This is a genomic window from Streptomyces sp. NPDC003456, assembly GCF_042878735.1.
GTDB lineage: Bacteria > Actinomycetota > Actinomycetes > Streptomycetales > Streptomycetaceae > Streptomyces.
This window is the reverse complement of the sequence record NZ_JBIAOK010000001.1, coordinates 1,175,671-1,195,979: the sequence shown is the minus strand read 5'-3', so window position 1 is coordinate 1,195,979 and position 20,309 is coordinate 1,175,671. Positions and strand designations below refer to the sequence as shown.

Below are 20,309 nucleotides of genomic sequence, written 5' to 3'. Positions count from 1 at the left end.
CTCGACGATACGACATGCCTGCCTGGGGCAACGAGGTCGTCCACAGGCGCTGTCCCAGGTCCTGCGGGTGTGCGCCTCGGGCGCCACCGGACCGCTCGAACCGGCTCGCCGTCCGGCAGGGCGCCATCCGGATCCACTCCGCGCGCGTGGGGGCCGCCCGCGTCATCGGGGCGTGCTCTTGAGCGGACTGAAGCAGGAGCAAGCGTGCCAATGCCGTGAAACGGGCGAATTTCCCGCCGCTTCGTCCTGTTGCTGCGTCGCCCACCTTGAGGAGAAGTGGCCGTTCTGTCCGAATGAGGCGCTTAGGCCGCTTCGCCATAACGTGCCCCGGTCGTAAAGGAGATGGGGAGGAGTCGCGTGACCATCGTCATATCCGTGACGATGCGTTGTCGCCATGTGCACGTAATTCGGGCGAACAGCAGGGGTGTTGAGGAAAGGGAAAGATCGGAAATCCACGCTCGGTGACGGGGAATGCGCGGGCGTCCCACAAAAAACACCGTCACCCGCAACCGCAAGCTTGTCCCTTCGCGTCCCGGTCGCTTACGTTCCACACCGATCCGGACGGACGCCTAATCCTGCCGCCGCCCGGAGCCCGCACACACTGACCCGACGCACGGCAGGAGCGGGGGACCCACAGGTACCACGCCTGTTCCGGTTCCCGGAACGGCTTGGGGTTAAGCCGCGCCTCGGCGCGGCCGGGCATCTCCAGCCCGCACCCGACAGCTCACCTCGCAGGCGACGGAGAGGAATTCGCCATGCCCGCGAAGGGTAAGCACCGCCGTCCCAAGACCCAGCGTTTCACCCGTTCCATCGCCGTCGCCGGTACCGGTGGCGCCGCTCTCGCACTGCCGCTCATGGGGGCCGCCGGCGCCCACGCCGCCACCCCGCAGACGGCTCCGGAGAAGGCGGTCCAGTCCGCTCCGGCCGCGGAGAAGAAGACCGCCGACAAGGCCGCCGGCACCCGCACGTACACCGTGAAGGCCGGCGACTACCTCGCGAAGATCGCCGACGACCAGCACGTCAGCGGTGGCTGGAAGAAGCTCTACGCGGACAACCGCGACGCCGTCGGCGACGACCCGTCGCTGATCCACCCGGGCCTGAAGCTCTCGATCGGCAAGAAGGCCGCCGCGGGTCAGGCCCCGGCGAAGCCCGCGCCGAAGGCCCCCGCCGAGAAGCCGGCGAAGAAGTCGTCCACCCGGTCGTCCGCGGACTCCGCCCCCAAGGCGGACACCGCCGCCAAGCCCGCAGCCGCCAAGCCCGCCGCCCAGAGCAACGCCTCCGGCTTCGCCGCGCCGGTGGACGGCGCCACCGTCGGCACGCCCTACCGGATGTCCGGCAGCATGTGGTCCAGCGGCTACCACACCGGTGTCGACTTCGTCGTCCCGACCGGCACCTCCCTCAAGGCCGTCGGCGCGGGCACGGTCGTCTCCGCCGGCTGGGGCGGCGCGTACGGCAACCAGGTCGTCATCAAGCTCAGCGACGGCAACTACGCCCAGTACGCCCACCTGTCGCAGCTGTCCGTCTCGGCCGGCCAGACCGTCACCGCCGGGCAGCAGATAGGCCTGTCGGGCGCCACCGGCAACGTCACCGGGCCGCACCTGCACTTCGAGATCCGCACCACGCCGGACTACGGCTCGGACGTGGACCCGGTCGCCTACCTGCGCTCGCACGGCGTCTCCGTCGGCTGACCCGCCTCACCACCTGCCTGACACGCCGTCGAAGGCCGGACCCCGTTCCCCGGGTCCGGCCTTCGGTGTGTTCCGAGTTCCAGGCGCAACGCCCGCGGGGGCCTGCGTGTTCCGGAGTTGGCGAACCCTTGGTAAGTGGCCTTTCTCACCGTCCGTCAAGCCTTGCCTACGGTCGCGTAGGTCACATTCGAGGGTGAATCATGAACGGCTGTGGCAGACGATTCGAAGAGTGACAGCAAAGCAGTGATCGGGTCGTACGTGGCGCTGGGGGACAGCTTCACCGAGGGGGTCGGCGACCCCGGTCCCGACGGGGCGTTCGTCGGCTGGGCCGACCGGTTCGCCGTCCTGCTCGCCGACCTGCGGCCCGAGGGCGACTTCCGGTACGCCAACCTCGCCGTGCGCGGCAAGCTCCTCGACCAGATCGTGGCGGACCAGGTGCCGCGGGCCGTCGAACTGGCCCCGGATCTCGTCTCCTTCTGCGCCGGGGGCAACGACATCATCCGGCCCGGCACCGACCCGGACGAGGTGGCCGAGCGTTTCGAGCGGGCGCTGCGGCAGCTCACCGCCGCGGCCGGCACGGTGATGGTGACGACCGGGTTCGACACCCGGGGCGTGCCCGTGCTCAAGCACCTGCGCGGCAAGATCGCCACCTACAACGGACACGTCCGGGCCATCGCCGACCGCCACGGCTGCCCGGTGCTCGACCTGTGGTCCCTGCGCAGCGTGCAGGACCGCCGGGCGTGGGACGCCGACCGGCTGCACCTGTCCCCCGAGGGGCACACGCGGGTGGCGCTGCGCGCGGGCCAGGTGATGGGCCTGGACGTGCCGGCCGACCCCGAGCAGGCCTGGCCGCCGCTGCCGCCGCGCGGGGCGTTCGACGTACGGCGCGACAACGTGCAGTGGGCGCGCGAGTTCCTGGTGCCGTGGATCGGGCGCCGGCTGCGCGGGGAGTCCTCGGGCGACCATGTGACGGCCAAGGGGACGCTGTCCCCGGACGACATCCGGCTGCGGATCGCTCCCGTGGCGTGAGACCCGGACCGGGGCCGGCCGCTACCCCGCGGGCGACGCGGCCGGTTCCAGCCCCAGTTCGCGGGCGAGGGCCTCGTCCGCCCACTGCTGGGCGCGGGTCCGGGAGACCGTTCCCGGGTAGGACGTCAGCTGGACGGCGAGGCCGTCGAGGAGGGCGGTGAGGCGGAAGGCCGCCGCGCGGGGGTCCGGGCAGGGGAACTCGCCCGCCGCCACGCCCTCCGCCATGACCTCGGTCAGGGCGGCCTTCCACTGCCGGTCGAGGTCCTCGGTGACCTCCCGCAGCGCCGGCTCGCGCAGCGCCGCCGCCCAGCCCTCGATCCACAGGCGCCAGCCCTTGGCCTGGCCGGTCGGCGCGTACCACCGCACGGCCGACCGCAGCCGGCGCAGCGCCGGAGCCCGGCGGCCGAGCAGCCTGCGCAGGTGCGCGAGGTCGGCCTCGGCCGCGTGCCGGAACGCGGCGGCCACCAACTGCTCCTTCGAGGAGAAGTGGTAGAGCACCAGCGCGTTGCTCACACCGAGCGCCGAGGCCACGTCGGCGATCCTGACCGCCGCCACCCCCCGCGCCTCGATCTGCTCGATGGCGGCCCGCAGCAGTTCCCCGCGCCGCTCGGCGACACTCAACCGGACTCTCGTCACGCCCTCACCCTATCCACGGCCCGAGCGGCCCCCGGCGCCCGGATCCGGCCGGGTCGCGCAGCCTCAGCGGTACCAGCCGAACCGGTCCGCCAGCTCCGGCAGCCGGTCCGCGGCGAGCGCGTGGGCGGCGGCCCTGGGCGTGATGCCCTCGGCCTCGGCGCGGGCCAGCATCCGCCCGACCAGGGCCCGCATCGCGCGCCGCGTGTGCGCGAACGCCTCCTCGGCGTCGGGGCCGACGTCCCCGAACAGCGTCCACCACCACCAGGCGTTCGTCCCCGAGTTGACCACGACGTCCGGCAGCACGGTCACCCCGCGCGCCGCCAGCGGCGGCTCGGCCTCCGCCCGTACGGGCATGTTGGCCGCCTCCACGATCCAGCGGGCGGTGACGCGCTCCTGGTTCTCGGCGTCGATGGCGTACGACACGGCCGCCGGCACCAGCACCTCCGCCCGCGCCGACAGCCAGGCGTCGCCGGGCAGTTCGCGGTCGCCGGGGCGCAGCGCCGCGCGGTCGACCGTGCCGTGGGCGTCGCGGGCGGCGAGGAGCGCCTCGACGTCCAGCCCCGCCGGGTTGGCGATCGTGCCCTTGAGGTCGGCGACGGCCACGACCGTGAGCCCCGCGCGGGACAGGAACCGGGCGGTGGCCCCACCCATGGTGCCCAGCCCCTGGAGCGCCACCCGTGTCCCCGTGTACGGCACTCTCGCCCGGTCCAGGGCGGTGAGGGCCGCCTCGGCGACCCCGCAGCCGCCGACGAGTTCGTCCAGCCCCATGCCGTCCACCTCGACGGCGAAGGCGTCCGCCAGCCGCCGCCGCGCCTGCGCCTCGTCGTCCAGCAGCGGGTACACCGCCTGGATCGAGGAGACCAGCCCGGCCTCGGCGGCGGCCCGGTCCACCACGTCCTGGCTGAGCCCGAGGTCCTCCCCGGTCGTCCAGAAGCGCTCGATGTACGGGCGCATCGCCCGCAGGTAGCGCACCAGGAGCGGGTACGCCTCCGGGTCGCGCGGGTCGCAGTCGATGCCGCCCTTGGCGCCGCCGAGCGGGACGTAGCGGCCGGCGGGGTCGTAGTGCAGGGCCTCCTTCAGGGTCATGCCGCGGGCCAGGCCCGTCACCTCCTCCAGCGTGCAGCCGGGCCGCATCCGCAGGCCGCCGCTGGCCACCCCGCGCACCAGCCGGTCGACGACCAGGAACCCCTGCCGGCCGGTGAGGTGATCGGTCCAGGTGAGGGACATCAGGGGGGTGGCCATGCGGGCTCCTTCGGCGCCGGGCTACTGAATCGCCGGTCAGTATCTACCCTGCCGGGACGCCTGCGCACGGGTGGGGCCGGAGGGGCCGACCATAATGGAAAGCCTGACCGACTCCACCTGGAGGTACCGTGGCCGGTTTCCGAACCCTGAGCGCCGGGCTCCGCGCGCTGCGCCCCGGCGCGTTCGGCGCGGACCCGAGCGGCGAGCGCATGGCGCGCATCCGCCGGTCGCCCCACTTCGAGGACGGGGTCTTCCAGAACCCCGGCGGCCCCGCGCGGACCCGGCCCTCGGGCTCCACCCTGGACTTCGCGAAGGTCTTCTTCGACAAGGACACCCGGCCGCGGCGCACCCCGCAAGGCGCCGTGCCGGTGCACTCCACCACGCTCGCGGACATCGCCCGGCCCCCGGCCACCGGTCTGCGGCTGACCTGGACGGGGCACTCCAGCGTCCTCGCGGAGATCGACGGCCGGCGGGTCCTGTTCGACCCGGTGTGGGGCGAGCGCTGCTCGCCGTTCCCCTTCGCCGGCCCCAAGCGGCTGCACCCCGTCCCCGTGCCGCTCGCCGCGCTCGGCCCGGTCGACGTGGTGGTCGTCTCGCACGACCACTACGACCACCTGGACATGCCCACCATCAAGGCGCTGGCCGGTACGGACACGCTCTTCGCGGTCCCGCTCGGCGTCGGCGCCCACCTGGAGCACTGGGGGGTGCCTGCCTCGCGGCTGCGCGAGCTCGACTGGCACGAGTCGACCGAGGTCGGCGGGCTCACCCTGACCGCCACCCCGGCCCGGCACTTCTGCGGCCGCGGCCTGCGCAACACCCAGCACACCCTGTGGGCCTCCTGGGTCGTCCGGGGCGAGGAGCACCGGATCTACCACAGCGGGGACACCGGCTACTTCGACGGCTTCAGGGAGATCGGCGCCGCGCACGGCCCGTTCGACGCCACGATGATCCAGATCGGCGCCTACTCCGACTTCTGGCCCGACATCCACATGACGCCCGAAGAGGGCATGCGCGCCCACCTCGACCTCCAGGGCGGACCGGACCGCGGCCTGATGCTGCCCATCCACTGGGCGACCTTCAACCTGGCCACGCACCCGTGGGCGGAGCCGGGCGAGGGGACGCTGCGGGCCGCCCGCGCCGTGGGGGCCCGGGTCGCCCTGCCCCACCCGGGCGAGCCGTTCGAGCCGACGGCCGCGACCGTCCCCTCGGAGCCGTGGTGGCGCGGGGTGGCGCTCGCCCCGTCCGGCCGTCGTCCGGCGGCCGCCGAGGCCGTCGCCGGCAGCACCGTCAAGACGGTGTCCGACCGGGCAGCCGTGGCCCAGGCCGATACGGAGAGTGATGGCGTCCGGAAGTCCGGCACGGGCACCGAGGACCCCGAGTCGCTCCCGGCGGGCTGACCCGGGGCGCACGCACGACGGACGGCGAGGGCCGGGGAGCGGAGGGCTCCCCGGCCCTCGCCGTCTGCGTGTGACCGGTTCTGACCAGGTCGGATCGAAAATTTGTCCTTGCTAGCCGAATCCTTGAGGGGGTTATCGGTCTGTCGTACGAGACCTCATACCAGAGCGGGACGCTCTCCGTATGAGTTTGTCAACTGCCCACCGCACATGATGCGCTGACGACTACTGTCAGTGGCCGTCGGGGAACGGACGGATCAAGGAGCGGGGGCCGGCACGTGCAGGCGCAAGGCGGACGAGGGAGTCGACGCGGCGGGGACCCCCGCTGCCCGCGCACCACCGACGCCGGTGCCGCCGCGAGCCCCGGGACGGGACGTCACGCGAACCCGGACCGGTCCGCTCCCGGACGGCCGCGCGGCGAGGCCGCCGACACCCGCGGCGCACGCCGGCGGCCCGGTGACACCGGGCGCACCTCGGCGAGCGCCCCGGCGCGGCAACGGCCACGCGAACCCGGGGGCGCTCCCGCGAGCGCCCCCGGAACCGACGCCCGACGGACCAGCACGAGGACACCGATGTCACAGCTCCGCGCACCGGCCCCACGCGCAGACCGCCGTGAGGGCGGCCGGCACGGTCGGCCGGCGTCCCGCACCGCACACGGGCTGCCCGAGACGCACATACGGTCCCAGTTGCTGCGCATCGCCGTACTGCCGCCCGTCGCCGTCGCCCTCAGCGGCTGCGCAGCCGTCCTCTTCACCGTCCGCTCCACCGGCGCACGCCCGGGGCTCACGCTGTGGGCCGTGCTCGCCGGGGCCCTGTCGGTGACCCTCGTCGGCATCGGCGTCGCCGCGGTGGCCGCCGGCCGGGCCGCGCGGTCCGTGCACGACCGCGTCGGCGTCCTGCGCCGCGCCACCGCGCGCCGCGAAGCCGACCTGCGCGCCCTGGTGGAAGCGCTGCGCCGGGGCGACGGCCCCCCGCAGCCCTCCGCGCAGGGCCGCGGCGGCGGCCCCGGCGGGGACGCCGACGACTTCGACCTCCTCACCGCCGACCTGTCCCGCGCGCACGACGGCGCCGTCACCGCCGTCGTCCAGGCCTCCCAGCTCTCCAGCCAGGCGGGCAGCGAGCAGAAGCTCGAGGTGTTCGTGAACCTCGCCCGGCGGCTGCAGTCGCTGGTCCACCGCGAGATCTCCCTCCTCGACGAGCTGGAGAACGAGATGGAGGACCCCGAGCTGCTCAAGGGGCTCTTCCACGTCGACCACCTCGCCACCCGCATCCGCCGTCACGCGGAGAACCTGGCGGTGCTCGGCGGGGCCGTCTCCCGGCGGCAGTGGAGCAACCCGGTCGACATGACCGAGGTGCTGCGATCCGCCATCGCCGAGGTCGAGCAGTACTCCCGGGTCAAACTCGTCCCGCCGATCGACGGGCAGCTGCGCGGGCACGCCGTCGCCGACGTCATCCACCTGCTGGCCGAACTCGTCGAGAACGCCACGGTGTTCTCCGCCCCGCACACCCAGGTCCTGCTCCGCGCCAACCTGGTGACGTCCGGGCTCGCCGTCGAGGTCGAGGACCGCGGCCTCGGCATGCCCGTCGAGGAGCAGGCGCGGATGAACGCGCTGCTCGCCGACCCCGACCAGGTGAACGTGGCGCGGCTCCTCGCGGACGGCCGGATCGGTCTCTTCGTCGTCTCGCAGCTCGCCCGGCGGCACGGCATCACCGTCCGCCTGCAGTCCAACATCTACGGCGGCGTCCAGGCCGTGCTCGTGGTGCCGCAGGCGCTGCTCGGGACGGAGGCCGGGGCACCGGGCGGTGCGGAACCGCAGGGCGGGGCGGTGGCCGGCGGCCGGACTGTGCCGCTCCCGCAGACCGGCGGGCCCGGGCAGGACGGACTGGGCCCGCAGCAGGAGCGGCAGCAGGAGCGGCACGGGCTGAACGGGCAGAGCGGGCCGCAGCAGCGGAGCGGGCTGGACCGGACGCACGGGCAGGCGCCTGCCGGTGCCGGTGCCGGTGCTGGTTCCAGTGACGGTTTCGGTTCCGGTGACGGATTCGGCGGCGGGGGTGCAGCCGGTGGCTCCGGGCAGCACGCGGCCGGGAGGGATGCCGACCCGGGTGGCCGGCGGGCCGCCGCTCCCGCCGGTCCCCCCGCGCCCCTGCCCGTACGCGGTGCGCGGCGGGAGCGGCCCACCCCGGCCGACGCGGCGCCCGGCATCAAGCCCGAGGACCGCCCTGCCCTGGCCGAGCACGGGTCCGCGCCCCCCACCCCGCGCAACGGCGCCGTACGCGGCACCATGGGCAAGCCCCAACTGCCGCGCCGCCGCGCCCAGGAGCACATCGCACCCCAGTTGCGCGACGGCCCCGTCCCACGCCAGGACACCGAGTTCGTCGTGGGGCACGACCCGGGCCTGATGGCCGCGTTCCAGCGCGGCATCAGCCTCGCCGAGACCCAGCAGAGCCTGGAGGCCGGAGACATGGCGTGGGGGGACACGGTGCCGGCCCACATGGAGTCCGCGTACACCACACCGCCCCACCTCGCCCCGGTGCACAGGGAGCCGGCGTACACGGAGCCGTCGCCCCTGGATCCGGCGCACATGGAGCCGACACACATGGAGCCGACACACGTGGCGCCGGCGTACATGGAGCCGACACACAGGGATCCGGGGCACGTGGTTCCGTCAGCGACGGGTCCGGCACCCATGGCGCTGACACCCATGGGTCCGGCGCCCACAGGTCCGGCGCCCAGGGATCCCGCGCCCATGGACCCCGCCCCCACGGATCCGCCGCACCAGGACACCGCGCCGAGACGCCTCAGCCCGCTGCGGCCGGTGCGTCCGGAGGCGCTTCCCCCCGAGGCATCCCCGGCCGTCCCGGCCCCCGGGCTCCGGCCCGAGCACAGAACCACCGACCGGCGGGACGGGAGCGCCCCCGCCGGATGACCACCCCCGCCACCCCCACCCCCAGCGCTCCCGCAGACCTTCGTACCCCAAGGAGTCGATCCACCATGGCGAGCGACGCGCCGACCGCCCATGTATCCGACCTCGACTGGCTGATGAGCGGCCTCGTGCAGCGCGTACCGCACACGAGTGCCGCGGTGCTGCTGTCCTGCGACGGGCTCGTGAAGTCCGTGCACGGTCTCGACCCCGACAGCGCCGACCACATGGCCGCCCTGGCCTCCGGCCTGTACTCGCTGGGCCGCAGCGCCGGGGTCCGCTTCGGCGACGGCGGCGACGTACGGCAGGTCGTCGTCGAACTGGCCTCGACCCTGCTGTTCGTCACGACCGCCGGATCCGGGACCTGCCTGGCCGTGCTCGCCGGCCGGGAGGCCGACGCGGCCGTGCTCGGCTACGAGATGGCCATGCTGGTCAAGAGCGTCCGCCCCTACCTGGTGACCGCGCCCCGGCAGCAGTCCGTCGAATCCCCGGCGATGAGGCCTTGAGCGTGACGGCGGCCGGTGACGGGCCCTGGCTCGACGACGCGGCCGGGCGGCTCGTGCGCCCGTTCACGGTCAGCAACGGCCGGACCCGTCCCACCGTCGCGCTCGACCTCGTGTCACAGGTAATGGCCACCGGGGCGACCCCCCTCGGCTATCTGGGCCCCGAACACACCCAGGCGCTGGAACGGTGCCGGGTGCCCGTCGCGGTCGCCGAGGTGGCCGCCCACCTGAAACTGCCGGTGGCCGTCACCAAGGTCCTGCTGGCCGACCTCGTCGACTGCGGGGCGTTGACGACCAAGCCCCCCGCGTTCCACCACAACCCGACGGACCGGGCCCTTCTGGAGGCAGTGCTCGATGGACTACGACGACAGCTCTGACTACGCCGGCGGCCCGGGCCACGGCGCCGATCCCTTCCCCACCGCGCTGAAGATCCTGGTGGCGGGCGGATTCGGCGTGGGCAAGACCACCTTCGTGGGCGCCGTCAGCGAGATCGCGCCGCTCAGCACGGAGGAGCTGCTCACCACCGTCAGCGCGGCCACCGACAACCTCGACGGCATCGAGAACAAACTCGAGACGACCGTCGCGATGGACTTCGGGCGCATCACCCTCGACGCGGAACACGTGCTGTACCTGTTCGGCACGCCCGGCCAGGAGCGCTTCTGGTTCATGTGGGACGAGTTGTGCGAGGGCGCGCTCGGCGCGGTCATCCTGGCCGACACGCGGCGCCTGCAGGAGTGCTTCGCCGCCGTCGACTTCTTCGAGCAGCGCGGACTCGGATTCATCGTCGCCGTCAACGAGTTCGACGGCGCCCACCGCTACGACCCCGAGGAGGTGCGGGGCGCCCTCGACCTGCCCGCGGACATCCCGGTCGTCCGCTGTGACGCCCGGATCTCCAGCTCAGGGGTGCAGACCCTGCTGACCCTGGTGCGCCATCTCATCGCCCACACGCCCGCCCCCACGACGGGGTACAGCGCCCACATGTGACCGTCCGACACCGCCACGGAGTTCCTGTATGACGCATGCCCACAGCCCGGGAGCACGCCCATGACCTACGACCCGCCGCGCCCGGCCGGTCGTCTCCTGCTCACCCCGGAGGACAAGGAGGCCCCCGCCCGCGCTCGCCGACTGCGCGGGATGGGCCTGGGGGAACACCCCGAACCCGCCCTCGACGCCTTCGCGCTGCGTCTGGCCGAGGTCACCGGGGCGCCGTACGCGATGGTCAACTTCCCCGGTCCGCACGGGCAGTTCTACGCGGGCCTGTACGTCCCGGCCGTACCGCCCGCCGTGCGCAGCGACGGCACCGGCACGCGCCTGAGCCGGGTGCTGCCCCGCGACCACGGCTTCTGCCTCCACGTGGTGGCGCGGCGCAAGGCCCTGGCCCTGGAGGACGTCCGCGACTACCCGCGCTTCGCGGGCAATCCGGTGGTCGACGAGTTCGGGATCCGCTCCTACCTCGGGGCGCCGCTCCTGGACGGCTCCGGGCTCGTGCTGGGCACCGTCAGCGTCGCCGACGTCCAGCCGCGGCCCTGGGGGACGGCCGGCCTGACGGCGATCAAGGAGCACGCCGCGCTGCTCTGCGCGGACCTGGAGCGCCGCGGCGGCCTGCCGCCCCGCTGAGCCCTCACCCCCGCGGCCCCGTCGAGTCCTCGGCGCCGGCCGCCCCCGGGCGTGAAGCAAAGCTGAGGCGGCGCTTAAGAAAACCTCGATGGACCGGGTGCGCCGGATACGGCAGATTGCTGTGCGATCCCACTCCTCTCCCGGCCCAGGGGTTCCTTCGGCATGCCCGGAGCCGGGACTCACCCCCTGGAGCCGTAGCGGTGAAGGCGCTGGTCAAACAGAAGGCGGAGCCCGGCCTGTGGCTGGCGGACGTGCCCGAGCCGGTCATCGGCCCCGGCGACGTCCTCATCAAGGTGCTGCGCACCGGCATCTGCGGCACCGACCTGCACATCCGCGCCTGGGACGGCTGGGCCCAGCAGGCGATCAGCACCCCGCTCGTGGTCGGGCACGAGTTCGTCGGCGAGGTCGTGGAGACCGGCCGCGACGTCACCGACGTCTCCGTCGGCGACCGGGTCAGCGGCGAGGGCCACCTGGTGTGCGGCAAGTGCCGCAACTGCCTGGCCGGCCGCCGCCACCTGTGCCGGGCCACCGTCGGACTCGGGGTGGGCCGGGACGGCGCGTTCGCCGAGTACGTGGCCCTGCCCGCCGGCAACGTCTGGGTGCACCGGGTGCCGGTCGACCTGGACGTGGCCGCCATCTTCGACCCCTTCGGCAACGCCGTGCACACCGCGCTGTCCTTCCCGCTCGTCGGCGAGGACGTCCTGGTCACCGGCGCGGGCCCCATCGGCCTGATGGCCGCCGCCGTGGCCCGGCACGCCGGCGCCCGCAACGTCGTGATCACCGACGTCAGCGAGGAGCGGCTGGAACTCGCCCGCAAGATCGGCGTCAGCCTCGCGCTGAACGTCTCCGGAGCGACCATCGCCGACGGGCAGCGCACGCTCGGACTGCGCGAGGGCTTCGACATCGGCCTGGAGATGTCCGGCCGCCCCGAGGCGATGCGCGACATGATCGCCAACATGACGCACGGCGGCCGCATCGCCATGCTCGGCCTGCCCGCCCAGGAGTTCCCCGTCGACTGGGCCCGCGTCGTCACCTCGATGATCACCATCAAGGGCATCTACGGCCGCGAGATGTTCGAGACCTGGTACGCCATGTCCGTCCTGCTCGAAGCCGGCCTGGACCTGGCGCCCGTCATCACCGGCCGCTACGGCCACCGCGACTACGAAGCGGCGTTCGAGGACGCGGCGAGCGGCCGCGGCGGCAAGGTCATCCTCGACTGGACCGCGTAACCCCCTCCTCCGCGAGCACCTTAGGAGCTTCCCCGATGTTCGACTCCGTGCGCGACGACCTGCGCGCCACCCTCGACGAGATCCGCGCCGCCGGACTGCACAAGCCCGAGCGCGTCATCGGCACCCCGCAGTCCGCCACCGTGAACGTCACCGCGGGCGGCCGCCCCGGCGAGGTCCTCAACTTTTGCGCCAACAACTACCTCGGCCTCGCCGACCACCCCGAGGTCGTCGCCGCCGCCCACGAGGCCCTCGACCGCTGGGGCTACGGCATGGCCTCCGTCCGCTTCATCTGCGGCACCCAGGAGGTGCACAAGGAGCTGGAGGCGAGGCTGTCGGCGTTCCTCGGCCAGGAGGACACGATCCTGTACTCCTCCTGCTTCGACGCCAACGGCGGTGTCTTCGAGACGCTGCTCGGCCCGGAGGACGCCGTCATCTCCGACGCGCTGAACCACGCGTCGATCATCGACGGCATCCGGCTGTCCAAGGCCCGCCGCCTGCGCTACGCCAACCGCGACCTCGCCGAGCTGGAGGCCCGCCTGAAGGAGGCCTCCGACGCGCGCCGCCGCCTGATCGTCACCGACGGCGTCTTCTCCATGGACGGCTACGTCGCCCCGCTGCGCGAGATCTGCGACCTGGCCGACCGCTACGACGCGATGGTCATGGTCGACGACTCCCACGCGGTCGGCTTCGTCGGCCCGGGCGGCCGGGGCACGCCCGAGCTGCACGGCGTCATGGACCGCGTCGACATCATCACCGGCACCCTCGGCAAGGCCCTCGGCGGCGCCTCCGGCGGCTACGTCGCCGCCCGCGCCGAGATCGTCGCCCTGCTGCGCCAGCGCTCGCGGCCCTACCTCTTCTCCAACACGCTCGCCCCGGTGATCGCCGCCGCCTCCCTGAAGGTGCTGGACCTGCTGGAGGCCGCGGACGACCTGCGCGTCCGGCTGGCCGAGAACACCGCCCTGTTCCGCGGCCGGATGACCGCGGAGGGCTTCGACGTCCTCCCCGGCGACCACGCCATCGCCCCGGTGATGATCGGCGACGCGGCGGTCGCCGGACGCATGGCGGAACTGCTGCTGGAGCGCGGGGTGTACGTGATCGGCTTCTCGTACCCGGTCGTGCCGCAGGGCCAGGCCCGGATCCGCGTCCAGCTGTCGGCGGCGCACTCCACCGACGACGTGAACCGCGCCGTGGACGCCTTCGTGGCCGCCCGGGCGGAGCTGGAGGCCGAAAACAGCCGGTGACCTGAGACAATCGGTCGCATGATCGAGGCGCGGCGGCTCCACATCCTCCGTGCGGTGGCCGACCACCGCACCGTGACGGCGGCGGCCGCCGCGCTGTACCTCACCCCCTCGGCCGTCTCCCAGCAGCTCGCCGCGCTGGAGCAGGAGACCGGCCACCGCCTGGTCGAGCGCGGCGCCAAGGGCGTACGGCTCACCCCGGCCGGGGAGATCCTGCTCGGCCACACCAACGTGGTCCTCGCCCAGCTGGAGCGGGCGGAGGCCGAACTGGCCGCCTACGGCTCCGGCGAGGCCGGGACGGTGACGGTCGCGGCCTTCGCCACCGGCATCGCCCTGGTCGTGGCACCCGCGGTGGCCCGCCTCGCGGAGACCGCGCCGGGCATCCGCATCCGCGTCCAGGACGCGGAGGGCGACGCCAGCCTGCCCATGGTGCTGGACCGGCAGGTCGACGTGGCCGTGGCCGTCGAGTACCGGGGCGCCCCGCCCGCCGACGATCCCCGCCTGGCCCACGTACCGCTGTACGCCGAGCCCTTCGACGCGGTCGTGCCCGTCAGCCACCGGCTGGCCGGGGCGGCCGAGGTGCCGCTCGCCGACCTGGGCAAGGACGCCTGGATCGGCCCCTACCCGGGCAACCCCTGCCACGACGTGGTGATACTCGCCTGCGAGAACGCCGGGTTCCAGCCCCGCATGGAGCACTCCTCCGACGACTTCCGGGCCGTCGTCGCGCTCGCCTCGGCCGACGTGGGAGTAGCCCTCGTGCCGCGTTCGGCACTGCGCGGCATGGACCTCACCGGAGTGGTCGTCCGGCCCGTCGACGGCACCGCCCCGACCCGCCGCGTCTTCGCCGCCGTACGCCGCGGGGCCGAGGAGCACCCGCTGATCCGCCCGGTGCTCGACGCGCTGAGCGAGGCGGCCCGGGCCCAGCCGCTGCCGGTGTGAGGACTCCGTAACCCGCTCGTCTCATATCAGGGATAGCGTCCCGGATATGAGAAGCGACGACGAAGCGGATCCCGTGGACGTCCGGCTCGGAGCCCGCCTGGCCGAGCTGCGCGCCGGACAGGGCTGGTCCCTGGGCGAGCTGGCCGAGCGCAGCGGCGTCAGCCGCTCCACCCTGTCCCGGGCCGAACGCGCCGAGACCAGCCCGACGGCCGCGCTGCTGAACCGGCTGTGCGCCGTCTACGGGCGGACCATGTCCCAGCTGCTCAGCGAGGTCGAGGCCGAACCGGCGCCCGTGGTCCGGGCGGGCGACCAGCCCGTCTGGCACGACCGGGCCTCCGGCTTCGTCCGGCGTTCCGTCTCGCCGCCGCACCCCGCCCTGCGCGGCGAACTCGTCGAGGGCCGCCTGACCGCCGGCGCCGACCTCGCCTACGACCGTCCGCCCGTGGCCGGTCTCGAGCAGCACATCTGGGTCCTGGAAGGCGCCCTCGACGTGACCGCGCAGGGCACCGAACACCGTCTCGCCGCCGGTGACTGCCTGCGCATGCGGGTCTGGGGGCCGACCAGGTTCCGGTGCACCGCCCCCGGCGGCGTGCGCTACCTGCTGGCGGTGGTGCGGCCGTGAGGCGCCTGGACGCCGCCGGTGTGCGCCGGCACGCCGAAGGGCTGGCGGACCTGCTGGCCGACACCGTGCACGGGGGAGCCTCGGTCGGCTTCCTCGCCCCGCTCGGCCGGTCCGAGGCGCTGGCCTGGTGGGAGGAACGCGCCGCCGACGTGGCCGCGGGCCGGCTCGCCGTCTGGGCGGCCCGCGACGGCGACCGGGTGCTCGGCACCGTCGGCCTCGCCTTCGCCACCCGGCCCAACAGCCGCCACCGGGCCGAACTCGTGAAGCTCATGGTGCACCGCGAGGCCCGCGGCCGGGGGCTGGGACGCGCCCTCCTGACCGCCGCCGAGACCGCCGCCACGGCCGCCGGGCTCTCCCTGCTGCACCTGGACACCGAGACCGGCAGCCCCGCCGAGCACCTGTACCGGTCCGCGGGCTGGACCCCGGCCGGCACCGTCCCCGACTACGCGGAGAGCCCCGAGGGCCTGCTGCGGCCGACGACGATCTACTACAAGCGCCTGACCGCGGCCACCCCCACCAGGTGACTGTCAGTGCCGGCCGCTACGGTGCCGTCCATGCCGGATGCCGAAGACGTACGACGGATCGCCCTGTCCCTGCCGGACACGACCGAGAAGGTCGCCTGGAACATGCCCACGTTCCGGGTCGCGGGCAAGATGTTCGCCACCCTGCCCGAGGACGAGACGTCGATCGCCGTGCGCTGCCCCAAGGAGGAGCGGGACGAGCTGGTGCTCGCCGAGCCGGACAAGTTCTGGATCGCCGACCACGAGTCCCAGTTCGCCTGGGTGCGCGCCCGGCTCGCCGCGCTGGAGGACGAGGGCGAACTGCGCGACATCCTGGCCGACTCCTGGCGGCAGGCCGCGCCCACCCAACTCCTGGAGGCGCACCCCCGGCTCGGGCTCCCGGCCGGGGGCTGACCTCCCCGCAGCTCACGCGGCGGCGGCCGCCCCGGTGAAGGCCGCGATGCGCTCCCTGAGCGAGGCGGCGTCCAGGCCGTGGGCGGCGACGTGCTCCTCCAGCCGCCCGTACCTGCGCAGTTCACGGCGTCCCACCCCGAGCCCCAGCACCCGGTGCGGCACGGCCGACAGCGCGTCGTTCGCGGCGGCCGTCGACGTGCCCGCCAGGTACGGCTCCACCAGGACGACGTCCGTCCCGGCCGCCTCCGCGGCCCGGCGCAGGGCCGCCGAGTCGAAGGGGCGGACGGTCGTGGCGTACAGGACGGTGACGTCGAGGCCCTCGGTCGCGTCGAGGACCGCGTCGAGCAGCGGCCCGACGGCGACCACGACACCGCGGCGCCCCTCGCGCACGGTCAGGAAGCGCGCCCCGTCCACCGGCAGCGCCCGCCGGCCGGACTGCAGCGACAGCCGCACGTAGACCTTGTCGTCGCCCGCGGCCACCGCGTGCCGCAGCAGTGCCTCCGCCTCGTCGGGGTGGCCCGGCACATGGACGGTCCACCCGTCGAGGGTGTCGAGCAGCGCCACGTCTCCCGGCGCCATGTGCGTGTAGCCGCCGGCGGGCCAGTCGTAGGAGGCGGCCGCGCTCACCAGGACGGCGCCCGCGTCCTGGTGCCCGAGGTCCAGCTTCACCTGTTCGAAGGGCCGCTCCACGAGGAAGCCGGCGAAGGTGTGCACCACGGGCCGCAGCCCGGTCAGCGCCAGGCCCGCCGCCGCCCCGACCAGGAGCTGCTCGCGGATGCCGACGTTGACGACCCGGTCGGGATGGCGCCGGGCGGCCTCGGCGAAGCCGCTCACGCCGATCTCGGCGAGGACCACGGCGACCCGCGGATCCTCGTCGAGCAGCCGGGGGACGACAGAGGCGAAACGGTCACGCATGGAGTCCATGGAGGTTCAGGTTCCTTTCGGAGAAGCGGGGCGGCAGCGGGGCCGCCGGGTGATCGGACGGCCGGGTCAGGCGCCCTTCGGCTCGACCCGGGCCACGACCGCGTGCGGACGCCCCGGGTGCGGGGCGGTGAACGCGGTGTACAGGGCCTCGTGGTCGCGGCCGTCGGCGGTCAGCACGGACCAGCCCGCCGCCTCGAACCGGGCGGCGATCCCGCCCGGCCGCGCATGGGTCGCCGAGGCGTTGTCGACGACGACGGTGTGCAGCCGGTCGAGTCCGGCGGGCCCGGCGAAGGCGATTGCCTCGTGGTTGCTGCCCTCGTCCAGCTCGGCGTCGCCGACGAGGGTCCACACGCGCGGCTCGTCCAGTCCCTGGGCCCGCAGTCCCAGCGCGGTGCCGACGGCGATCGGCAGCCCGTGTCCCAGCGAGCCGCTGCCGATCTCGGCCCCCGGCACCAGCGTGCGGTCGGGGTGGTGGCCCAGCGGGGAGTCGTAGGAGCCGAACCCGGGCAGCCACTCCACCGGCAGGAAGCCCTTCGAGGCGAGCACGGCGTAGTACGCCATCGGCCCGTGCCCCTTCGACAGCAGGAACCGGTCCCGCTCCGGGTCGGCGGTCCCGGCGGGGGTCACCCGCAGCACCCGGTCGTAGAGCACCCACAGCACGTCCAGGGTGGAGGTGGCGGCCGGCCCGTGCTTCTCGTCGCCGGTCATCAGGGCCATCAGCCCCGGCAGGTCGGCGTACCCGTACGGGGAGGTCAGTGTCGCGTCGGTCATGTCCCCGAGCGTGCAACCTCAAGCAAAGTCGAGGTCAAGCGGCGGGAGTGGCGAAAACGGGTGCGCGATCACCGGTGGGAGTGCGGTATTGTTTCCCTGCGCGTTCGGCCGAGGGAAACCCCAGGTCAGACGGGCAACGGGACGTGGCGCAGCTTGGTAGCGCACTTGACTGGGGGTCAAGGGGTCGCAGGTTCAAATCCTGTCGTCCCGACTGTCGAAAGCAGTCCGTCGGAGGCCGTACCGGAGATCACCGGTACGGCCTTTCGCTCATGCGGGATCGTCGCGCCCCCCGGCCCGCCCCGCGGGCAGCACCGGCCGGCGCTCAGTGCCGGAGATCCTCGTGGCCATCCCGGCCAGCTGCCTGCAGGCCTGCGCGATCTCCCGCTCGGTCTGGGCACGCTGGGCGACGGCTGCTCCGAGCAGCAGCGCGGTCAGCGAGACGGAACCGTTGAACGCCTGCAGAGTGATCATGCCGGTGAACAGGTCGTGCCCGGCGAACGGGCCCGACCGCTGTGCGGCCGCCACGACCGCGAACACCGACACGGCCAGTGCGCAGGGCGCCGCACCGGCCCGCTGGAAGCGGAAGGCGGCCCAGATCAGCAGCGGAAACCCGAGGAAGAGCAGCGGTGTGCTGCTGGTCACGGCGAATCCGACGCAGGCCGTCGCCACCACCAGCAGGGCCGCCTCCACCCAGCGCGCCGGCCGCACGCCCCGCGGCAGCCGGGCCGAACGCAGCAGGAGCAGCACCGGGGTGACCGTGAGGACGCCCATGGCGTCGCCGGTCCACCACACCGACCAGACCGGCCAGAAGTCCGCGTGCTCCACCACCCCGGTCAGCACCAGGGTCCCGCTGCCCACGGTGGCGCTGACCAGCATCCCGGTGAAGGCGCCGAGGAAGATCAGGGCGAGAGCGTCCTGCAGCCGGCTGAGTTCGTCCCGGAACCCGGCCCGGCGCAGCAGGGCGTACGAGCAGAGCGGTGCGAGCGTGTTCCCCGCCGTGATCGCGAGCACGGCCGGGAGGGACGGCCCGAGCGTGACATTGGTCAGGAACGCGCCGAGGGCGATCCCGGGCCAGACCCGGCGCCCGCGCAGGAGCAGACCCGCCAGCGCGATGCCGCTGGGCGGCCACAGCGGACTGACCTGTCCGCGCACCAGCTGCTGGAGGAGTCCCAGCTCGGCGGCGCCGTAGTACAGCGCGGCGAGGACGCAGATCTCCGCGGCGGCCGCACCACCGCGCCGGTACCTGGCCCGCCCCGCGACTGCCATCGGTGACCTCCGGATCGTCCTGGCTCCTGGCCGTCATCCGCCGGGCGGAGTGCGCACTGCCAGGAGAGCCATGTCGTCGTGGCCGTCGCTCGGATGGTGGTCGGCCAGCGCGTGCACGAAGTCCGGCAGGGGCAGGTGCGCGCAGGCCGCCGCGAGGTCCGCGAGCTCCGCCAGGCTCGCGTCGATGTCGTGGGCGGGATGCTCGATCAGCCCGTCCGTGAAGAACAGCAGGGTGGCCCGAGGCGGCAGGAGGCGCGCGTGGTCGGGGCGGGGTTCGTCGGGGGCGACCCCCAGCGGCAGCCCGGGTTCGGCGCTGAGGATCTCGACCCGGTGCTCCGGTGTGACGAGCAGGGGCGGGACGTGCCCCGCGGTGCTCCAGCGCAGCCGCCACCCGGCCTCCGCGGGTTCGATCCGGGCCAGGGCGGTGGTGGTGACCGGGTTGGGGGTGACGGCCTGCAGGGTGCGGTCGAGCCGGGTCAGGACCGCGCCGGGCGGGCTGCCCCGGTCGAACAGCAGCGCCCGCAGCATGTTGCGGGTGGAGGCCATGGCCGCCGCGGCGTGCAGATCGTGGCCGACCACGTCACCGATGACGACCGCCACGACGCCCCCGGGCAGGGGGATCGCGTCGTACCAGTCGCCGCCGAGCCGGCTGGGCTCGGCGGCGGGCCGGTAGACGGCGGCCGCGGAGAAGGGAGTCAGGTCGGGCAGCGTGGGCAGCAGCAGGCGCTGGAACTGCTCGGCCCCGACCCGCACCTGCTCGAACAGGCGGACGTTCTCGATCGCGATGCCGGCGGCGCTGGCCAGGGCCATGACGACGTTCTCGTCGTGGACGTCGAACGGCTGCCCGTCGCGCCGCTCGGAGAGGTACAGGTCGCCGTAGATCTCGCCGCGGACGCTGATGGCGACGCCGAGCAGGGTCCGCAGGCACGGGTGGCCGGGCGGGAAGCCGGCGGAGGACGGGTGGGCCCGGATGTCGTCGATGCGCAGCGGCTCGGGGTGGGTGATGAGATGGCCGAGGACGCCCCGGCCGCTCGGCAGGTCGGTCCCGGCCAGGTCTTCGCGTTCCTGCGGATCCAGGCCGGCGGTGATGAACTCCTCCAGGCGCTCCCCGGAGGCGTTGAGCACGCCCAGGGCGCCGTAGCGGGCGCCGACCAGATCCATGGCGGTGGTGACGATGCGCTGCAGCACCGCCGGCAGCTCCACCTCCCTGCTGATCGCCACCACCGCGTCCAGCAGGCCCTGCATGCGGTCCATGGCGTCCAGCAGGGCGCGCAACTGGTCGTCGATGCGGTCGAGTTCCGTACGCAGGCGCACGTGCAGATCGGGCAGGTGCGCCTGCTGCGGATACTCGTCCTGCTCTTGCGCCGCCATCACGC

Annotated in this window: 20 protein-coding genes, 1 tRNA gene and 1 riboswitch; of the genes, 15 read left to right on the top strand and 6 right to left on the bottom strand. The window is 73.9% G+C overall.

Features of this window, described 5'->3' with window-relative positions; genetic code table 11:
• The first annotated feature begins 594 nt into the window (after nt 1–594).
• Nucleotides 595–751: riboswitch (cyclic di-AMP (ydaO/yuaA leader) on the top strand.
• Nucleotides 752–755: 4 nt separating this feature from the next.
• Nucleotides 756–1,688 (top strand): peptidoglycan DD-metalloendopeptidase family protein, encoded by a 933-nt coding sequence (locus ACFYWG_RS04955; RefSeq protein ID WP_385421412.1) that lies wholly within the window; start codon nt 756–758, stop codon nt 1,686–1,688.
• 243 nt (nt 1,689–1,931) lie between these two features.
• A complete protein-coding gene (locus tag ACFYWG_RS04950; RefSeq protein ID WP_376324992.1) occupies nt 1,932–2,717 on the top strand; it encodes an SGNH/GDSL hydrolase family protein in 786 nt (261 codons plus the stop codon).
• Between the two features lie 21 nt (nt 2,718–2,738).
• Here ACFYWG_RS04950 and ACFYWG_RS04945 read toward each other — a convergent pair whose 3' ends face one another.
• Together ACFYWG_RS04945 and ACFYWG_RS04940 are read right to left on the bottom strand one after the other, a co-directional pair.
• Nucleotides 2,739–3,353, bottom strand: coding sequence for a TetR family transcriptional regulator C-terminal domain-containing protein (locus ACFYWG_RS04945; RefSeq protein ID WP_376324562.1), 615 nt, complete (start codon nt 3,351–3,353; stop codon nt 2,739–2,741).
• A 63-nt stretch (nt 3,354–3,416) separates the two neighbouring features.
• Nucleotides 3,417–4,595: a Glu/Leu/Phe/Val dehydrogenase dimerization domain-containing protein gene (locus tag ACFYWG_RS04940; protein ID WP_385421414.1), complete on the bottom strand. Its 1,179-nt coding sequence runs from the start codon at nt 4,593–4,595 to the stop codon at nt 3,417–3,419.
• 128 nt (nt 4,596–4,723) lie between these two features.
• On the opposite strand from ACFYWG_RS04940, the gene ACFYWG_RS04935 reads away from it, so the two are divergent.
• The 12 genes from ACFYWG_RS04935 (at nt 4,724) to ACFYWG_RS04880 (ending at nt 15,972) form a co-directional block, all read left to right on the top strand.
• Entirely contained in the window at nt 4,724–5,992 is a 1,269-nt protein-coding gene (locus tag ACFYWG_RS04935) for an MBL fold metallo-hydrolase (RefSeq protein ID WP_389199320.1), read from the top strand.
• Between the two features lie 569 nt (nt 5,993–6,561).
• Nucleotides 6,562–8,916, top strand: a complete 2,355-nt coding sequence (locus ACFYWG_RS04930) for an ATP-binding protein (RefSeq protein WP_389199318.1) — start codon at nt 6,562–6,564, stop codon at nt 8,914–8,916.
• A gap of 65 nt (nt 8,917–8,981) precedes the next feature.
• A complete protein-coding gene (locus ACFYWG_RS04925; RefSeq protein ID WP_086564018.1) occupies nt 8,982–9,416 on the top strand; it encodes a roadblock/LC7 domain-containing protein in 435 nt (144 codons plus the stop codon).
• A 2-nt stretch (nt 9,417–9,418) separates the two neighbouring features.
• Complete coding sequence (locus tag ACFYWG_RS04920) at nt 9,419–9,790, top strand: DUF742 domain-containing protein (RefSeq protein WP_333935161.1); 372 nt, start codon at nt 9,419–9,421, stop codon at nt 9,788–9,790.
• Nucleotides 9,768–10,397, top strand: coding sequence for an ATP/GTP-binding protein (locus ACFYWG_RS04915; protein ID WP_383510832.1), 630 nt, complete (start codon nt 9,768–9,770; stop codon nt 10,395–10,397). Before ACFYWG_RS04920 ends, ACFYWG_RS04915 begins: the two co-directional genes overlap by 23 nt.
• Before the next feature lie 60 nt (nt 10,398–10,457).
• On the top strand, nt 10,458–11,030 hold the full coding sequence (locus ACFYWG_RS04910) for a GAF domain-containing protein (RefSeq protein WP_383510834.1): 573 nt from the start codon (nt 10,458–10,460) through the stop codon (nt 11,028–11,030).
• 200 nt (nt 11,031–11,230) lie between these two features.
• Nucleotides 11,231–12,259 carry an L-threonine 3-dehydrogenase gene (tdh, locus tag ACFYWG_RS04905; protein ID WP_376324577.1) on the top strand — a complete coding sequence of 343 codons (1,029 nt, stop codon included), beginning with the start codon at nt 11,231–11,233 and terminating at the stop codon, nt 12,257–12,259.
• Between the two features lie 35 nt (nt 12,260–12,294).
• Nucleotides 12,295–13,500 carry a glycine C-acetyltransferase gene (locus ACFYWG_RS04900; RefSeq protein WP_389199314.1) on the top strand — a complete coding sequence of 402 codons (1,206 nt, stop codon included), beginning with the start codon at nt 12,295–12,297 and terminating at the stop codon, nt 13,498–13,500.
• Between the two features lie 18 nt (nt 13,501–13,518).
• A complete protein-coding gene (locus tag ACFYWG_RS04895; protein ID WP_383510837.1) occupies nt 13,519–14,436 on the top strand; it encodes a LysR family transcriptional regulator in 918 nt (305 codons plus the stop codon).
• Between the two features lie 46 nt (nt 14,437–14,482).
• Nucleotides 14,483–15,058, top strand: coding sequence for a helix-turn-helix domain-containing protein (locus ACFYWG_RS04890; protein WP_383510839.1), 576 nt, complete (start codon nt 14,483–14,485; stop codon nt 15,056–15,058).
• Entirely contained in the window at nt 15,055–15,582 is a 528-nt protein-coding gene (locus ACFYWG_RS04885; RefSeq protein WP_389199311.1) for a GNAT family N-acetyltransferase, read from the top strand. The genes ACFYWG_RS04890 and ACFYWG_RS04885 overlap by 4 nt, the downstream gene beginning before the upstream one ends.
• 30 nt (nt 15,583–15,612) lie before the next feature.
• Nucleotides 15,613–15,972 (top strand): MmcQ/YjbR family DNA-binding protein, encoded by a 360-nt coding sequence (locus tag ACFYWG_RS04880; RefSeq protein WP_389199309.1) that lies wholly within the window; start codon nt 15,613–15,615, stop codon nt 15,970–15,972.
• A 12-nt stretch (nt 15,973–15,984) separates the two neighbouring features.
• Here the strand turns inward: ACFYWG_RS04880 and ACFYWG_RS04875 are convergent, their stop codons facing one another.
• Together ACFYWG_RS04875 and ACFYWG_RS04870 are read right to left on the bottom strand one after the other, a co-directional pair.
• Complete coding sequence (locus ACFYWG_RS04875) at nt 15,985–16,896, bottom strand: transketolase family protein (RefSeq protein ID WP_389199307.1); 912 nt, start codon at nt 16,894–16,896, stop codon at nt 15,985–15,987.
• A gap of 66 nt (nt 16,897–16,962) precedes the next feature.
• Nucleotides 16,963–17,667, bottom strand: a complete 705-nt coding sequence (locus ACFYWG_RS04870) for a transketolase (protein ID WP_389199305.1) — start codon at nt 17,665–17,667, stop codon at nt 16,963–16,965.
• A 137-nt stretch (nt 17,668–17,804) separates the two neighbouring features.
• Between ACFYWG_RS04870 and ACFYWG_RS04865 the strand changes: the two genes are divergently transcribed.
• Nucleotides 17,805–17,878 (top strand) — tRNA-Pro (locus tag ACFYWG_RS04865).
• A gap of 56 nt (nt 17,879–17,934) precedes the next feature.
• Here the strand turns inward: ACFYWG_RS04865 and ACFYWG_RS04860 are convergent.
• Together ACFYWG_RS04860 and ACFYWG_RS04855 are read right to left on the bottom strand one after the other, a co-directional pair.
• Nucleotides 17,935–18,933, bottom strand: coding sequence for an MASE1 domain-containing protein (locus tag ACFYWG_RS04860; RefSeq protein WP_389199303.1), 999 nt, complete (start codon nt 18,931–18,933; stop codon nt 17,935–17,937).
• A 33-nt stretch (nt 18,934–18,966) separates the two neighbouring features.
• Nucleotides 18,967–20,304: a SpoIIE family protein phosphatase gene (locus ACFYWG_RS04855; RefSeq protein ID WP_389199301.1), complete on the bottom strand. Its 1,338-nt coding sequence runs from the start codon at nt 20,302–20,304 to the stop codon at nt 18,967–18,969.
• Between the last annotated feature and the right edge of the window lie 5 nt (nt 20,305–20,309).

Coding starts and splice junctions, on each gene's coding strand:
- ACFYWG_RS04955 (WP_385421412.1), top strand. CDS start 756: ATGCCCGCGAAGGGTAAGCACCGCCGTCCCAAGACCCAGCGTTTCACC.
- ACFYWG_RS04940 (WP_385421414.1), bottom strand. CDS start 4,595: ATGGCCACCCCCCTGATGTCCCTCACCTGGACCGATCACCTCACCGGC.
- ACFYWG_RS04930 (WP_389199318.1), top strand. CDS start 6,562: ATGTCACAGCTCCGCGCACCGGCCCCACGCGCAGACCGCCGTGAGGGC.
- ACFYWG_RS04925 (WP_086564018.1), top strand. CDS start 8,982: ATGGCGAGCGACGCGCCGACCGCCCATGTATCCGACCTCGACTGGCTG.
- ACFYWG_RS04915 (WP_383510832.1), top strand. CDS start 9,768: ATGGACTACGACGACAGCTCTGACTACGCCGGCGGCCCGGGCCACGGC.
- ACFYWG_RS04910 (WP_383510834.1), top strand. CDS start 10,458: ATGACCTACGACCCGCCGCGCCCGGCCGGTCGTCTCCTGCTCACCCCG.
- ACFYWG_RS04900 (WP_389199314.1), top strand. CDS start 12,295: ATGTTCGACTCCGTGCGCGACGACCTGCGCGCCACCCTCGACGAGATC.
- ACFYWG_RS04895 (WP_383510837.1), top strand. CDS start 13,519: ATGATCGAGGCGCGGCGGCTCCACATCCTCCGTGCGGTGGCCGACCAC.
- ACFYWG_RS04890 (WP_383510839.1), top strand. CDS start 14,483: ATGAGAAGCGACGACGAAGCGGATCCCGTGGACGTCCGGCTCGGAGCC.
- ACFYWG_RS04880 (WP_389199309.1), top strand. CDS start 15,613: ATGCCGGATGCCGAAGACGTACGACGGATCGCCCTGTCCCTGCCGGAC.
- ACFYWG_RS04875 (WP_389199307.1), bottom strand. CDS start 16,896: ATGGACTCCATGCGTGACCGTTTCGCCTCTGTCGTCCCCCGGCTGCTC.
- ACFYWG_RS04870 (WP_389199305.1), bottom strand. CDS start 17,667: ATGACCGACGCGACACTGACCTCCCCGTACGGGTACGCCGACCTGCCG.
- ACFYWG_RS04860 (WP_389199303.1), bottom strand. CDS start 18,933: ATGGCAGTCGCGGGGCGGGCCAGGTACCGGCGCGGTGGTGCGGCCGCC.
- ACFYWG_RS04855 (WP_389199301.1), bottom strand. CDS start 20,304: ATGGCGGCGCAAGAGCAGGACGAGTATCCGCAGCAGGCGCACCTGCCC.